Here is a 16,018-nt window from a genome sequence, read left to right as displayed (position 1 = left end):
ATTTGAGTCTTAAATTTACCGGAATCCAATCCAATAAAAATAAAATATTGCTCCTTAAGATAATTTTGAACGCAGGATTGTTAATATCCTTTTATAACCTGGAAGCGCAGCCGAAAAAGTTTAGCTATTCTGCCAGCAAAATGGGATCTCCCTTTAATATCATTTTGTATTCAACTGACAGCTCTATTGCCAACCAGGCTGCTGATGATGCATATAAACTGGTGGATTCACTGGTTTATATTTTCAGCGATTATATTGACAGCAGCGAACTGAATCGTTTGTGTGCGGGAGCAGGGCGGGAAGAAGCTTTTATTGCCTCCCCTGCCCTCTTTGAGATTCTTGAAATTTCAGTAGATGCATCCCGAAAAAGCAAGGGGAGTTTTGATATTACACTTGGTGCTCTCACCCGCCTTTGGCGCAGGGCCAGAAAAGAGAAGAGCTGGCCATCAGAAAACGAGGTACAACAGGCCCTTGCAGTAAGCGGTTACAAAAAAATAAAGCTGGATAAAGCAACCAGATCGGTATGGCTTACCCAGAAAGGTATGCTGCTTGACCTGGGAGGAATTGCCCAGGGATATATTGCGCAGAAAGTGATCGACAACCTGCGCGCCAGGGGAATAAGCTCTGCGCTGGTGAATGTGAGTGGAGATATTGTTACTTCGGGTAGTCCCCCCGATAAAAATGGCTGGACCCTTGCCCTGGCTGTACCAGAAAGCCGGGATAAAATACTGGAGCGCACCATCAGTGTATCGGGAAAATCTGTTACTACTTCTGGAAACGCTTTTCAATTTATGATACATGAAGGAAAAAAATATTCACATGTACTTGATCCACACACCGGCTATGGTCTCACTTCAGGCAGAACGGTAACAGTTATTGCAGACGATGGAATAAAAGCCGACTGGCTTACCAAAGCATTCAGCCAACTCTCCTTTTCTGCTGCAAGGAAACTCGCGAGGCAGCAAAATGCAGAATTCATCATTACCGAAAACAAAAAGGAAAAAATACGCAAACGATTGAGCAGGGGTTTTGCGTCATTCTGGACAACTGTTAAATGAACACTTAAGGAAAATGAACTAAATTGGTTTTTTTAAACAAGCAAGATTTTGAAAGACCTTTTGTTATTTATTGGCGGCTCCCTAATTACGCTCACTGCTGCCGCCCAGAATCCCGTTGATTCTTTCCGTACCTACCAGCAACTCATTCCGGGTAGTTCAATAAGTTTTACCATGGTGCCTATTGCGGGTGGATCCTTCAAGATGGGATCTGATGCCACGGAGAAAGGGCATGAAACAGATGAAGCACCAAGGCGGCAAGTAAGTATATCTCCATTTTGGATGGCATCAATGGAAGTTAGTCGCGATGCCTTTGATGTTTTTTATAAAGATGAATCCATCAGCCAGAATTCTGATGTGGATGCTATAACAAGGCCAAGTCCGCAGTATATAGATTTTAGTTTGGGAATGGGGAAAGAAGGAGGCTATCCTGTAAACAGTATGAGCCAGCAATCTGCCCTTATGTATTGCCGCTGGCTCTATAATAAAACAGGAATATTTTACCGCCTGCCTACAGAGGCAGAATGGGAATATGCCTGTCGTGCTGGGAGCAATGAACGTTACTTTTTTGGATCCGACGAAAAAGAGCTTGACCAGTACGCCTGGTATACCGCCAACAGCCAGAATAAATTCCATAAATCGGGAACAAAGAAACCGAATGCATGGGGGCTCTATGATATGATAGGAAATGTTGCCGAATGGACCCTTGACCATTATTATCCTGATCCGCAGGAAGCACTTACTGATAAAGTCAAAGACCCTAAAACAACATTTAATGCTTCGCGTTATCCCAAAACATTAAAAGGTGGAGGCTACAACAGTGAAGCAACGGAGCTTAGATCAGCTAACAGAATAAAATCAATTGCAGCCTGGAACCGCCGTGATCCGCAGATACCAAAAAGTCCCTGGTGGCTTACCGAAGGCAGCTTTATTGGCTTCCGGATTATCCGACCGTTGGAACAACCATCGCCATCTGCGGCAAATGCATTTTTTGATGAATACCTTCAACATTAACTTAGATCACCATAAACAACAAGCAAGATGTCTAACGATGCCAAAAACCGTTCAAATTCCCGCCGGGAATTTGTAAAACAATCCAGCCTCCTGACAGGTGGAATTATTGCAGCCCCACTGATGTCACATGCCAATTTCTTTTCCGGTAGTGATGATACTATTAAAGTGGTATTGGTAGGATGTGGCGGAAGAGGAACCGGCGCTGCTATCCAGGCGCTTCTTTCGAAGCAGAATGTTAAGCTGGTGGCGATGGCCGACGCTTTCCGCGACAATATCGATAATTGTTATAAAAGCATTGGGGAAGAACTTGCTGATAATGCAGCCATCCTGGCAAAGATTGATGTTCCGGAAGAAAGAAAATTCACAGGATTCGATGGATACCTTAAAGCCATTCCACTTGCTGATGTAGTAATACTTTGCACTCCTCCCGGTTTCCGTCCCATTCATTTTGAAGAAGCTATCAGGCAGGGAAAACATGTTTTCATGGAAAAACCTGTTGCCGTTGATCCTGCTGGTGTTCAGCGTGTATTAAAGGCAGCTGCTGTGGCGAAGCAGAAAAAACTGAATGTGGTTGTAGGTCTACAGAGACATTACCAGAATTCTTACCGCGAACTTTTCAAACGTAAGGACCAGATAGGTGATATTACTTCCGCCCAGGCATGGTGGAACAATGATGGTGTATGGGTACGGGGACGTAAAGCTGGACAAACAGAAATGGAATACCAGATGCGCAACTGGTATTACTTTAACTGGCTATGTGGTGATCATATCACTGAACAGCATATCCATAACCTTGATGTAGTAAACTGGTTTAAGGGAGCCTACCCTGTTAAAGCCCAGGGAATGGGTGGAAGACAAGTCCGTAAAGGAAAGGATCATGGTGAGATATTTGATCATCACTTTGTAGAATTCACCTATGCTGATGGTACCATACTGAATAGCCAGTGTCGTCATATTCCGGGCACTATGAGCCGGGTAGATGAATTGCTTATCGGAACAAAAGGTAAAATACATTGCGGTGCAGGTATGATTGCCGACAGCAAAGGAAAGACCTTGTATAAGTTTGATTCAAAAACAGAGAATAATCCTTACCAGACCGAACATGATGAATTATTTGCTGCAATTGCCAAGGGTCAGTACAAATTTGAAGATGCTGAAAACGGGGCTTATAGTACAATGACATCCATACTTGGAAGAATGGCAACATATAGTGGTCAGATCATTGATATGGACAAGGCACTAAATAGTGGTCTTGATATTATGCCCAAAGCATTCGCCTGGGATGCAGCACCACCGGTATTGCCAGATGCAGATGGATTCTATCCTATCGCGGTTCCTGGTAAAACAAAATACATTTGATATAAATAACTATCTTGAACAATGCCCCGTAGTGAAAGCTGCGGGGCATTTTTAATAGAGACCGATGACAATAGACCTGATTCGTGAGATATGCCTTTTACTGCCTGCTGTTACAGAAGACATAAAATGGGAAACGCATTTATGTTTTAATGTGGGGGGTAAAATGTTCCTGATCACATCACCTGATGAGGTACCGGTAAACGCAACTTTTAAAGTGCCTGAAGAATCATTTGAAGAGTTGCTCGACAGAGATGGTTTTAAAATCGCATCACATCTGGGAAGATATCATTGGATTGAAGTAACGGATATTAGTAAACTTTCGGCAAAGGAATGGCGATTCTTCATTAACCAGTCATACAAGCTGGTGTTGGATAAATTGCCGGTAAAAGCCCGCAAGTCACTTGGGGTATAGGCAAAAAAAAGGGGCCAGTATAGAAATACAGCCCGTTTTATAATCCAATATCCTATGAAAAACCTACACTTATAATTCAAACTCCGGGCCAGAGGGGTTACCCTCGGTCAGGATGTGCAAATGCTAAGGATTTCGCGGAATTTTTTACCAGAATGTGGAAAATCATGCTCGAACAATTCCCCATAATGAACACAGTGCAGATTGATTTCTTATATTCAATTAAATATAATACCAACTTACCATAATGAACAGACGCAATTTCCTTTGGAATGGATCACTTGCCGGATTAACCATTACCACCCTATCATTTGGATCCTGTAAGGAAAATAGACAATCCGGGGTCGATTCTGCTAAGGCAGGCCAAACAGCACCTGAAGATAGCTTCCCATTAATGGAAACAACGATCGATGAATTACAGCAGAAGATGAAGGAAGGCAGCATGACCTCGGTATCCATCACGCAGTTGTACCTTGACAGGATCCAGCAAATTGACAAGGGGGGCCCGAAATTGAATTCAGTGATCGAATTAAATCCTGATGCCATTTCAATAGCAGCTGAAATGGATAATGAAAGAAAAGCTGGCAAAATCAGGAGCAGCCTCCATGGTATTCCTGTTTTGATCAAGGATAATATAGATACGGCAGATAAAATGCAGACTACTGCCGGGTCATTAGCATTGGAAGGACATATTGCAAAGGAAGATGCATTTATAGTAAAGCAACTGCGACTGGCCGGTGCCGTTATACTAGGTAAAACAAACCTTTCTGAATGGGCCAATTTCAGATCCACCAGTTCCTGTTCGGGCTGGAGCAGCCGGGGTGGACAAACAAAGAGTCCATATCTTCTTACTCATAACCCTTGTGGATCAAGCTCAGGATCAGGTGTTGCGCCATCCGCAAATCTTTGCGTGGTGGCAATTGGAACGGAAACTGATGGATCAGTCACCTGCCCTGCTGCAGTAAGCGGAATTGTTGGACTTAAGCCAACAGTAGGCTTGCTTAGCCGAAGTGGTATTATTCCTATTTCACACACACAGGATACCCCAGGTCCCATGGCCCGAACAGTGCGGGATACAGCAATACTTTTAGGCGTACTTACAGGTATTGATGAAAAAGATGAAATAACAAGAACCAGTGAAGGGAAAAAACTGGAGGACTATACCAAGTTTCTTGACGCAGAGGGGCTGAAAGGAAAAAGGATAGGTATTGAGAAAGAATTTCCGGGAAAGAACCATTATATGCATGCTCTGATCGCGAAGGCAAAAGAAGTTCTGATTGCGAAGGGGGCTGAAGTGATAGAGGTGAGCTATCTAAAGCGTATCAATGACCTTGGCAATGATGAGTACAATGTATTGAAATACGAATTTAAAGCAGGCTTAAATAAATATCTCGCGAACGCAAATACAAAGATCAAAACACTAAAAGAAGTTATCGAATTCAACAAGGCCAATGAGGATCGTGCCATGCCATATTTTAAACAGGAAACGCTGGAAGCATGTGAAGCATTAGGCACACTGGAATCCAAAGAATATAAGGATGCATTAAAAAAATCACATAAGGGATCGCAAGCCATCATAGACGGGATACTCAAGGAACATAATCTTGATGCCATTTCAGGATTAACAATGGGTCCAGCATGTAGTATCGATCTCTGGTATGGCGACAGGTGGGGCGATGTATTCCTGACCGCGCCTGCAGCATCCTCGGGCTATCCACATATTACTGTACCCTGCGGAATGGTATATGGACTGCCGGTTGGTATTTCCTTTTATGGTGCGGCTTATTCTGAACCTACCCTCCTGTCTATAGCCTATTCTTATGAACAGGCAACAAAAAACAGGCAACTGCCAACATATAAAACACAATTAGAGCCTCTTTCTTAATCAACACCTGAAATATAATCATATGTCTACGCTAACAATCATTATAATAGTTATTGTATTGATGATGCTGCTATTGGTTTTCTTATATAACAAGCTAACCAGGTTGCGGATACTTGTAAGGGAAGGATGGAGCGGCATAGGCACATTCCTGCAACAGAGAAATGATCTTATTCCCAACCTTGTGGAGACCGTTAAAGGTTATTCTTTACATGAAAGCAGCACGTTGACAGAAGTAGTAAAATGGAGGAATAGAAGTATGCAGGCAGGAACGCCGGCAGAACAGATCGAGGCAACCAATGGCATGAACAGGGCCCTGGTAGATTTTTTTGCATTAGCGGAACAGTATCCTGACCTCAAGGCCAGCCAGAATTTTATCAACCTGCAGAATGATCTGACAGAAATGGAAACAAAACTGAACCAGAGCCGCAGATATTATAATGGTACCGTTCGCAATTACAACCAGTCTGTTGCAACATTCCCCGGAAATATAGTTGCCGGAATATTCGGTTTCAGAGAAGAGGTTTTCTTTGAGGAAGAACCCACAGCCACCGCAGTACCTAAGGTCAGTTTCAGGTGATATATGAGAACTCAATTTCATTATAATCTTCTACGCAGTCTTTTAGTAGGATTGCTTTTGACAACAACGGTTTGCGCGCGTTCACAGTTTGCCATTTCAGAAATATCAGGCAGGTTTATCAAGCCGGCTGATTATGATAGTATCATTCTGGAAAAGGCAATTATCATAGGCTCACAAAGAGCCTTAACTGCTGAAGAGATAAAGATTAATTATCCAAAATCAAGGAGTCGCTTTTCTGAGTTATTGCAGGCTCTATTACAAAACCCTTACACCAATCTTGATAATAAATACACAAATACTTCCGTAGGCAGCAGCGGTTTCCAAAAAGCAAGACAGACCTATCTTAAGACTGCAGCAGAAGCTGTTGAAAGAGCGCTTGAATACCCCGATAACTTTTATCCTCTTTTTAAAAAGGACAACAGCGACCGTATCCTTTCATTTCATTCTGAAATCAGGATCGAAAAAGATGGAACAGTAAAAGTCAGCGAATTCATAAGTGTATATAATGGAAATGGCAGCGGTGAATCTGTCAATGATGATATAAAAAGAGGCATTGTGCGCGATTTTCCAACACGCTATCGTAAACTTAATGGCCTTTGGACGCGAACGGGTTTTGACCTGAAAGCTGTACAAAAAAATGGTGCGCCGGAACCATATATCAGCGAAGCATTGTATAATGGCAGCCGTATAATGATTGGTCGCAAAGACCTGTTGCTGCCAGAAGGGAAATATGATTACCGTATTGATTATGAAACAAAGCGTCAGCTCATTTTCCATCCGGACAAGGATGAATTTTATTGGAACGTAAACGGCAATGGATGGGTTTTTTCTGCAGACAGCATATCATGCAGTATTCTTTTTCCGGATCAGTCCGGGATTTTTGAATGGAACTGTTATACTGGTGTGCAGGGAGCCACCGAAAAGGAATGCATTGGTATGCTTGAGAATGAAAGGTCTATTCATTTTTGGGGTAAGCGTCGCTTTGAATCAAGAGAAGGCCTCACCGTTGCTGCGAGTATTAAAAAGGGTGTATTGTTGCCCCCCGGCAAGGCAGATAATTTTATTGACCTGATCATCAGTAATTATATAATCCCGGTGTTATTATTACTGCTCAGTGGTTTGTTTTTGTTTTATTACAGAACATGGAAGCGCAGGGGCCGCGATCCACTTAAAGGCACAATCTACCCACAGTTTGAACCTCCTCCTGCATTTACTCCGGCAGATACGGGATATTTACTGGAACAGCAATTCGGATCGCACCTGTTTGCTGCGACCCTTGTAGATGCTGCAGTCCACCGGGAACTTGAAATTGATGTTAATAAAAAAGGAAAGATATTTCCTGTAACAGAATACCGGTTCAATAAACCTGAATTGAAGGGAGAAAAAGAAACTCAAAATATGCCTGCTGACCGATATGGATTTAATATTGAAGACATTTATGGGGAAACAGCTTCAAAAGGAACTTATAACAGCAAACTCAAAACACTTAACACGAAACTTGAAGAATCATTAAAAAATCGATTCCTGATCCGCTCGGGGAGAAAGAATAGTTTCAAAGGCATGTTTGTTCTTAACAAAGGTTATTTATGGTTGGGTGCAGCTATCCTGGTGCTGGCAATTATCCTTGCCTTTATTTTCAATACTGCCTATTTTTCTTTGCCGCTTGTTTACTTCAGTATAGTAATGATCATATTGATGATAATTGTGCAGCTTGTTTTCTCCAGGATAATGAGTGCATATACCGAAGAAGGTAGAAATATTACAGATCATATAGAAGGATTCAGGATCTACCTGAAAGAAGCTGAGCAAAATATTTATAATCAATTGACACCTCCCGAAAAAACGCTGGATCTTTTTGAAAAATACCTTCCTTATGCCATTGCATTAAAAGTTGAGAATGAATGGGCATCCAAGTTTGATAAGATGCTTCAGGACGCCATAGCGAGTGGATACAAACCTGCCTATTTTCATACGGGAAGTAGTTTCGGCAGAAGTTTCACCATGGGCGATCTCAGCAAGAGCATATCATCGGGATTAACGGGTACTATTTCATCTGCGTCAACTCCCCCGAGTAGTAGCAGTGGTGGTTCGGGAGGTGGAGGATCCAGTGGCGGAGGCGGTGGCGGAGGCGGAGGCGGTGGATGGTAGCCTCTATTTACCTTTCTGAAGGAATGCCTTGTATTTCCCCATTGGTTTTTTCTCCGTAATCGGAGTTTTGCTGCTGGTTTTTTTTGTTGCAGATGGTTTTGCGCTGGAGCCGGTTTTCGCAGGTGAAGAAAGCTTTTTGGCTGCTTTAGCTTTCTTTTGAAAATCTGCTTTCTTTTCAGCAAGGGAATTTCTTTCAGGAGATGATTTTCTGCTGGTGCCTGCATTTTTTCCTGAGCTCGTTCGTTTCGTTTTATCTGGTCTTCCTTCCTTTTCGCCGGATCGGGTAAAACTGGCTTTCTTTTTAGAACTTGTTGATTTTGTAGCGGGCTCCCTGAACTTCGGATGCTTAACTGCCTGGCCGGAGGAATCTTTAACAGACTCCTTTAGTAGTGTGATTTCGGCATCACTGAGATAACGCCATTTGCCAGGGGCTAGTTTATCGATGCGAACATTCATGATCCGGACCCGCTGTAATCCCTCAACATTATAGCCAAGGAACTCACACATCCTCCTGATCTGACGGTTCAATCCCTGCGTTAGTACGATCCGAAAACTTTGCCTGCCGGTAACTACAACCTTACAGGGAAGTGTAACCGTACCAAGCATTGGAATACCTGCTGCCATCTTTTCCGCAAAACCGGGGGTGATAGGCTTATTGACCCGAACAATATATTCTTTTTCATGTGCATTGCCTGCCCGCAGGAGTTTATTGACTATATCTCCATCATTTGTTAGAAAGATGAGTCCCTCAGAATCTTTGTCAAGCCTGCCGATCGGGAAGATCCTCTTGGGAAAATTGATATAACTGATAATATTTCCTTTTACATGTTCCTCTGTGGTTGTTGTTATTCCGAGTGGTTTATTGAAAGCGATATAAACCAGTTTCTCCCTGTTATCCATGGTTATAAGGCTACCATCTACTTCAACCTGGTCGCCGTGCTTATAGCGATTACCCAGGCGGGCTGGTTTATTATTGATTAATACTCTTCCTGCTGTGATCAGTTCATCGGCTTCCCTGCGCGAACAATAACCTGTATCACTGATAAACTTATTGAGACTGATAGATTGGTCCATTTCACAAAGATACCTTCAACAGGGTGATTCCATTCAATGTTTCAGCTGATACTGCTCAATCTAATTGTCGCGGAATTGATTAATCTTTATCAGATGCCAGAATCAGTTCCCCCTCCTATTCAGCGCTGGCTGCAAAACTGCGGCGCTGAAGTAATAGTAAAACCAGGTACAATAGAATTAACCCAGGCAGGAAGAATGAAAACCTCACCTGCACAAAGCCGTTGGATGTCGTTTAAGGCCAAACAGGAATTTAGTATTGATCCACCTGCATTTTCCTGGCATGCCGTGATAAGCATGCTGCCATTCCTGAAAATAAGGGGTGAGGATAGTTTCAGCCGGGGGAAAGGAAGAATGAATATCAAAATAGCGGGTATCATACCCATTGTAGATGCCAGCGGAAAAGAGATCGATGAAGGATCCATGCAGCGCTATCTGGCAGAGATCGTATGGCTTCCCTGGGCTGCATACAGTCCATATATAAAATGGGATGCTATTGATGATACCCATGAACTTGCCCGGATGGATTACAACGGCACATCAGGTGAAGGAATATTTGAGGTCAACGATGTTGGTGATGTCATTGGTTTTACCACCATGCGCTTCAGAAAAGAAGGCAAACAACAAGTGAAATACCCCTGGATCATTAAAAATACAGAACACTCAATAATGGGAGGAATCCGAATACCCATTAAGTCCACAGTCACCTGGGAATTAGCGGGCGGAACATTTACCTGGTTAGAATTAGAGGTTACAGCATACCAAATTCTGCCTTCCTGACTTAAAGATCCTACTTCTTTTTCCTGCTCTTTTTTGCGACCCTTTGGAGGTGTTCTCCAGAACCTGTATCTTCTTTTAATGCTGTTGTGATGACCCATTCATAATCGAGCTGGCGTTTATCAAGATTAGCCGCCACTACCCTTATGCGAATTTTGTCGCCCATACGGAAAGTGCGACCACTTCGCCGGCCCGCAAGCATATAATCTGTTTCCACATGTCGGAAATCATCGTATTCAGACAAACTTGCAATGCTTACAAGCCCTTCGCATTTATGTTCTACTGTTTCAGCCCAGAAACCAAAAGAAGAAACGCCACTGATGACTGCATCAAATTCATCTCCCAGGAAATTCTGCAGGTATTCTACCTGTTTATATTTGTTACCTGCGCGTTCTGCTTCCATGGCAGCACGTTCGCGCTCACTGCTATGTTTGCATTTCTCTTCCATCTTTTTATCGGGCTGCACCTTACCATCCAGCAACTCCTGCAATACTCTGTGAACCAGAACATCGGGATACCTCCGTATAGGTGAAGTAAAATGACAATAGTGTTCAAACCCCAGCCCATAGTGTCCGATATTCTTAGTGGTATAGATAGCTTTCGCCATGGTGCGGATCCCCAATTGTTCCAGTACATGTTGCTGAGGCAGACCCTGTACTTCTTTCAATAACTGGTTAAAAGATTCTGCAATTCTTTCAGGTGATTTCGTATCAAAACTATGTCCGAATTTGCGGGCGAACGCAGCAAAAGGAACAAGCTTTTCTTCATCCGGTTGGTCATGTACCCGGTAGGCAAATGGGATAGCTTTCTTGTTTTGCTCAGCCTTTGTAACATGTTCCGCAACCGTCCTGTTTGCCAGTAACATGAATTCCTCAATAAGCTGGTGTGCCTCTTTACTTTCTTTCACCATGATGCCAATAGGCTTGCGGTTTTCATCCAGTTTGAACCGCACTTCCTGAGAGGAGAAATTGATCGCACCTTTCTTGAATCGTTGCTTGCGGAATCGTTGCGCAAAATTATTCAACAATAAAACTTCTTCTTTATAAAGTCCATCACCGCTTTCTATTATCTCCTGCACTTCTTCATAGGTGAAACGATGATCGGAATGGATGATTGTACGACCAAGCCAGTAATCTTTTACATCACCCTTACCCGATAACTGGAAAATTGCCGAAAAGGTGAATTTATCTTCATGTGGCCTAAGTGAACATAGTTCATTTGAAATTTTTTCTGGCAACATGGGATTGACACGATCAGGAAGATATACAGAAGTTGCGCGTTGATAGGCTTCCTTATCCAACGCGGTATCCGGTTCAACATAATAACTCACATCGGCAATATGTACACCAATCTCATAGCCGTTTTTAAGTTTTCGGATAGAGAGGGCGTCATCAAAATCCTTTGCATCCACAGGGTCAATGGTGAATGTGAGAACTTCCCTGCAATCACGCCTTTTCTTGATCTCCGTGGCAGATAGCAATTCCGGAATGCGGGCAGTTTCTTCAAGAACATCTTCAGAGAATGCCATTGGGAAACCATTCTCCATAATGATCTCTTTCATGGCCAGATCATTTTCTGCCTGTTCCGCCAATACTTCCACTACTTCACCGGTTGGTTTCTTATTAAGTTCCCACTGAACGATCTTAGCTATTACCCTATTTCCATTTTCAGCCCCATTCAGGTTAGCAAGCGGTATATAGATATCCGGCATAGGTTTATCGCTATCTGAAATGAAGAAAGCAAAAGATTTGCTTATTTCTATACGCCCCATGAATACATTCTGTTTGCGGTCGATCACTTCGGTAACCACTCCCTGCATACGCGCGCTTCTTCCTGCTGACTTCGTAATCCTGACGCGAACTGTATCACCATGCATGGCTGTATTGAAATCGTTGGGCCTGATCAGTATATCCTGTTCGAGCTGGTCCACAATTACAAAGCCCATACCGCTCCTGGTAATATCAAGCCGTCCACGAAATTCATTTGCTGCTGTGGATTTAGTTTCTGAACCGCCACGTGATTTCTTTCTGGAATCCTTCTTTTTACTCATCGTTTTTTTTATTAGGCACTTGCAGAAAATTGCTTAATAAATGTACCGATTAAACCTGTAAAGCGAGCATCATCATCAAACAAAAAACGCATCTCGATCGGTATAACAAAAAATGGCAATGCCTGTAATTCCTGTTCAAATTTTTTCAATCTTACAGCATCTTTTTCTGTAGTCAGGATGATCTTATGCTCTGTATCCATTTCTTCAAACCTGCGCCTGATCTCGTTCAGGTCATCGATAGTGAATATATGATGATCTGTGAATACCAGTTGTTCATAAGTGCCCGCCACATCAGTAAGCAAGCGTTTAAGTGGTTTGGGATTTGCAATACCCGTTACCAACAGCACTTCAACATCATTGGTGATCTGGTAATTACTACCATTAATAATATGATAAAGTTGACCATAACGGATGGTTGAAAAAAACAACTGCTGATGCGGCAGAAGTGCAAGTTCATTTTTGATCTCGAACGCTTTTGAATCATCAAGATCAGCAGCACATTTAGTAACCACCACAATATCTGCACGTTGCACACTACGTCTTTCATCCCTCAGGTCACCCGTTGGCAGGTACCAGTCGCGGGTGTATAAATTGTTGTAATCAGTCAGCACAATATTAAGTCCGGCTTTAATAGCGCGGTGCTGGAAAGCATCATCCAGAATAATTGCCTGGGTTTCGGGTCGGTCATGCAGCAATTGAGGAACAGCAAGTACCCTTTCCTCGCCTACTGCAACTGCCACCTGGGGAAATTTCTGGTAGAACTGCATTGGTTCATCCCCAATTTCAAGGGCAGTTGAAGAAGGGTTGGCCAGTGCATATCCTTTGGTCTTTCGTTTATAACCCCTGCTAAGTGTTGCAAGTTTATATTGGGTGCCAAGCTTTTGGAGCAGGTATTCCACCATCGGCGATTTTCCAGTACCTCCCGCTGCCACATTACCCACGCAAATGATCGGCAGTGCAAAAGAAGATGAAGGGAGGATATTTTTATCGTAGAACCAGTTACGGATAATTATAGCCGCCAGGTAAAGCAGTGAGAAAGGGAATAAAATGATCCTAACCGGTTTGAGCAAGGGAAAATTAAAATTCATAGATGGCATCAGGTGTTAGGCAGTAATTTAAAGGTACATCAAATTGGTCCACACCCGGTATTGCCGGCTCAGCATCAAAATATGAAAAGCCGATACGGATAACATCTTTCCTGCATCTTTCAAGGAATCGGTCATAAAAACCTTTGCCATAGCCAAGCCTGTAACCCTTAGTGTCAAAGGCAAGTAAAGGCACCAGCACCAGGTCTATTTCGGTTGGGGAAATATATCGGCCATCCACAGGTTCTGCGATACCATAACGGTTCCTGCGGAATGTGCTTCCCTCTTCTACCAGTATTGCCTCCATGGAATGATCAGTAAAATCACAAACGGGATATGCGAGCTGAAGGGATGGAATTCTGAATTCGAGGAAATCCGTAAAGAGGAAACTATTTATTTCTCCCCGTTCAGGCAGGGGCCAATAGGATAAAACAGATTGAACATGAGGAGCTATTTCGAGCTGCTGAAACAAAATCAGGATCAGGTCATCAAATTTATTCCTTTCACTAGCGCTCAGGGATAAGCGCTTTTCCGAATAATATTTTCTTAATGCTTCCTTGGTCATATTCTTTGCATTAATGCAGGACGGAGTATTGCTGCCTGCTCCCGTATAAAACCAGCGTTGCAGTCTTCATTAAATGGAATGGATCCAATGATGGGAAATCCACTCCAGTCAACGATCTCCTGTTCATACTGCATGTACTGGTCATTAAATACCCATCCCATCACATTAATGTTGTGGCTTTTGCAATATGCCGCGGCCAGTAGTGAATGATTAATGCTACCCAGGTAATTTCTGCTCACCAGTATTACTCTTGCATTCATATGCTGAATGAGATCTGCCATGAACTCATTTTCATTCAATGGCACGAGTAAACCACCTGCGCCCTCAATTACAAGTGGCCTCTGAGTATGGGGCATCAGCTTTAAAATTCCTGCACAGGTAATCCTGATATTTTCCTCACGGGCAGCAATATGCGGTGATGCAGCCATTTGCAAAAGGTATGCCTCTGGATGTATGATATTATCGCCTTGGGTTATTCTGGACGAAACCCATTCCCGGTCTGTTCCGCCTTCAATACCTGCCTGAACGGGCTTCCAGTAATCCCCTCCAATAGCTTCGGTGATGATAGCAGCAACAACTGTTTTACCAATGCCCGTACCGATACCCGTTATAAATATGGGTTGCTGCATGGTATCAGCGATTTATGAAGAATGAAAATAAGGTTGTTCCGTAATTCCGCTCCTGAACAAATTTTTCGAAGTCGGCATAATTATTACGCGGGGTGTGTTCGAGCACAAACATTGCTCCTGGTTTTAGCAGACCATGCTCTACGATCTTGCGGGGGAGATCATCAATTGTAGCCAGTGCATAGGGTGGCCCGGCAAAAATAAAATCATACTGATCATCACAGGTTTCTATGAATTTGAAGACATCCATTTTGATCACTTTTACACCGGTAAGCCCAAACTCATTTGCTGTTTTCTTTATGAATTCATGCATAACCGGATCCTTTTCAACAATTGTCTGGTCTGCAGCTCCACGCGAAGCCAGCTCAAAACTGATGCTACCAGTTCCCCCGAAAAGGTCAAGTGTTTTGAGCCCTTCGAAGTCAATGTTATTCTGGAGTATATTGAAGAGTCCTTCTTTCGCAATATCAGTGGTTGGTCTTGTATGTGGCATTTTTGCCGGTGGATTGACCTTTCTGCCACCGAGCCTGCCGCTGATTATACGCATGTGGCCATTTGTATGAGCGGGGTGAAATAATGTTCTGGCTGGTCCTGCAACAATGCTCTGTCGAGCTGAACCGAGTCCGGGAGCTTTACCGTATCCAGGTTCCGGATATATTTATACAATTCGAGATAGAGTGCCGACTGAACATCTATCCATCCATCAAGTGTTACCTGTACCGTTTCGGGCGACATATTAAATTGCTCGAGAGCTGATAAGAGAAAATAGCTGATGTCTTCAGGAACATGGTATTCATATTGCTGAAGAAGAAGCCATTCATCGCGGCGGATGGCCATTGCCACCCTGTTGGTTTCAAACATCAGGTATGCCTGTCCGATAGTTGGGTCTTTAGGTAGCCCGTCGAGCCATTTGATCCAGAGGGAGAAAAAGTGCCGGTGCCTCACTTTATTATTAGCATCTGAAAGTGCATGATACCAGCTGGTTGGAACACGATAGATCACATAATCTTCCCTTCCTGCAACCAGGTCGGTAAGGGTGGTGCCGCGGAAAAGATCACCATACTGTAGATCCAGCAATTCTTTACTACTCTCTTCATGGAACACGGCAGCTGGTATAACGGCAGCCTGAATGCCCTGGTGCACTACCACTATCTCTGACCATGATTGCAACCACTGTTGGTTTTCCCTCAGCCAGTCTACCAGGGCAGAGTCCAACTCCACGGCCGACCTGTCAAATTGGATAAGGCGATACAATAATGGATGTTTCTCCTGGTCCACTACCAGCAGCCTTAGTCCATCTTCCAGTACCTGCAACATCAGTAAACATTGCGAAGGATCAGAATGGACCCCTAATGTTATATCAAATCTTGTTGAATGAGACATATTGATGGCTGCAA

Annotated in this window: 15 protein-coding genes; 8 read left to right on the top strand and 7 right to left on the bottom strand. The window is 43.3% G+C overall.

The window, feature by feature from the left end:
• Positions 1-47 precede the first annotated feature (47 nt).
• From V6M43_RS10300 to V6M43_RS10270, 7 genes are all read left to right on the top strand, one after another.
• A complete protein-coding gene (locus tag V6M43_RS10300) occupies positions 48-1,058 on the top strand; it encodes an FAD:protein FMN transferase (RefSeq protein ID WP_332734939.1) in 1,011 nt (336 codons plus the stop codon).
• 48 nt (positions 1,059-1,106) lie between these two features.
• Positions 1,107-2,069: a formylglycine-generating enzyme family protein gene (locus tag V6M43_RS10295; protein WP_332734937.1), complete on the top strand. Its 963-nt coding sequence runs from the start codon at positions 1,107-1,109 to the stop codon at positions 2,067-2,069.
• A 27-nt stretch (positions 2,070-2,096) separates the two neighbouring features.
• Entirely contained in the window at positions 2,097-3,428 is a 1,332-nt protein-coding gene (locus tag V6M43_RS10290; protein WP_332734935.1) for a Gfo/Idh/MocA family protein, read from the top strand.
• A 64-nt stretch (positions 3,429-3,492) separates the two neighbouring features.
• Complete coding sequence (locus tag V6M43_RS10285) at positions 3,493-3,840, top strand: MmcQ/YjbR family DNA-binding protein (protein WP_332734933.1); 348 nt, start codon at positions 3,493-3,495, stop codon at positions 3,838-3,840.
• Between the two features lie 244 nt (positions 3,841-4,084).
• Positions 4,085-5,722, top strand: coding sequence for an amidase (locus V6M43_RS10280; RefSeq protein WP_332734931.1), 1,638 nt, complete (start codon positions 4,085-4,087; stop codon positions 5,720-5,722).
• 22 nt (positions 5,723-5,744) lie between these two features.
• Entirely contained in the window at positions 5,745-6,299 is a 555-nt protein-coding gene (locus V6M43_RS10275; protein WP_332734929.1) for a LemA family protein, read from the top strand.
• A 3-nt stretch (positions 6,300-6,302) separates the two neighbouring features.
• Positions 6,303-8,447, top strand: coding sequence for a DUF2207 domain-containing protein (locus V6M43_RS10270; RefSeq protein ID WP_332734927.1), 2,145 nt, complete (start codon positions 6,303-6,305; stop codon positions 8,445-8,447).
• A gap of 3 nt (positions 8,448-8,450) precedes the next feature.
• On the opposite strand, the gene rluF is transcribed toward V6M43_RS10270, so the two are convergent.
• Positions 8,451-9,521 carry a 23S rRNA pseudouridine(2604) synthase RluF gene (rluF, locus tag V6M43_RS10265; protein WP_332734925.1) on the bottom strand — a complete coding sequence of 357 codons (1,071 nt, stop codon included), beginning with the start codon at positions 9,519-9,521 and terminating at the stop codon, positions 8,451-8,453.
• Between the two features lie 93 nt (positions 9,522-9,614).
• On the opposite strand from rluF, the gene V6M43_RS10260 reads away from it, so the two are divergent.
• The gene (locus tag V6M43_RS10260; RefSeq protein ID WP_332734923.1) at positions 9,615-10,298 is read left to right on the top strand and encodes a DUF6544 family protein; all 684 of its coding nucleotides are present in this window, start codon (positions 9,615-9,617) and stop codon (positions 10,296-10,298) included.
• 10 nt (positions 10,299-10,308) lie between these two features.
• Here the strand turns inward: V6M43_RS10260 and rnr are convergent, their stop codons facing one another.
• Genes rnr through V6M43_RS10230 form a run of 6 tightly spaced genes read right to left on the bottom strand, consistent with a single transcriptional unit; the run spans position 10,309 to position 16,004 of the window.
• Complete coding sequence (gene rnr, locus V6M43_RS10255) at positions 10,309-12,345, bottom strand: ribonuclease R (protein ID WP_332734921.1); 2,037 nt, start codon at positions 12,343-12,345, stop codon at positions 10,309-10,311.
• Positions 12,346-12,356: 11 nt separating this feature from the next.
• A complete protein-coding gene (gene lpxK / locus V6M43_RS10250) occupies positions 12,357-13,433 on the bottom strand; it encodes a tetraacyldisaccharide 4'-kinase (protein WP_332734919.1) in 1,077 nt (358 codons plus the stop codon).
• Positions 13,423-13,995 carry a 5-formyltetrahydrofolate cyclo-ligase gene (locus V6M43_RS10245; protein ID WP_332734917.1) on the bottom strand — a complete coding sequence of 191 codons (573 nt, stop codon included), beginning with the start codon at positions 13,993-13,995 and terminating at the stop codon, positions 13,423-13,425. Before V6M43_RS10245 ends, lpxK begins: the two co-directional genes overlap by 11 nt.
• Positions 13,992-14,624 carry a dethiobiotin synthase gene (gene bioD, locus V6M43_RS10240; RefSeq protein WP_332734915.1) on the bottom strand — a complete coding sequence of 211 codons (633 nt, stop codon included), beginning with the start codon at positions 14,622-14,624 and terminating at the stop codon, positions 13,992-13,994. Before bioD ends, V6M43_RS10245 begins: the two co-directional genes overlap by 4 nt.
• A gap of 4 nt (positions 14,625-14,628) precedes the next feature.
• On the bottom strand, positions 14,629-15,168 hold the full coding sequence (locus V6M43_RS10235; RefSeq protein WP_332734913.1) for an RsmD family RNA methyltransferase: 540 nt from the start codon (positions 15,166-15,168) through the stop codon (positions 14,629-14,631).
• Positions 15,159-16,004, bottom strand: coding sequence for a DUF3822 family protein (locus V6M43_RS10230; RefSeq protein WP_332734911.1), 846 nt, complete (start codon positions 16,002-16,004; stop codon positions 15,159-15,161). The genes V6M43_RS10235 and V6M43_RS10230 overlap by 10 nt, the downstream gene beginning before the upstream one ends.
• Positions 16,005-16,018 lie beyond the last annotated feature (14 nt).

Source organism: Flavihumibacter sp. (assembly GCF_036676075.1).
In the GTDB taxonomy this organism is placed as follows: Bacteria; Bacteroidota; Bacteroidia; order Chitinophagales; family Chitinophagaceae; genus Flavihumibacter.
This window is presented reverse-complemented; position numbering and strand designations above follow the sequence as displayed.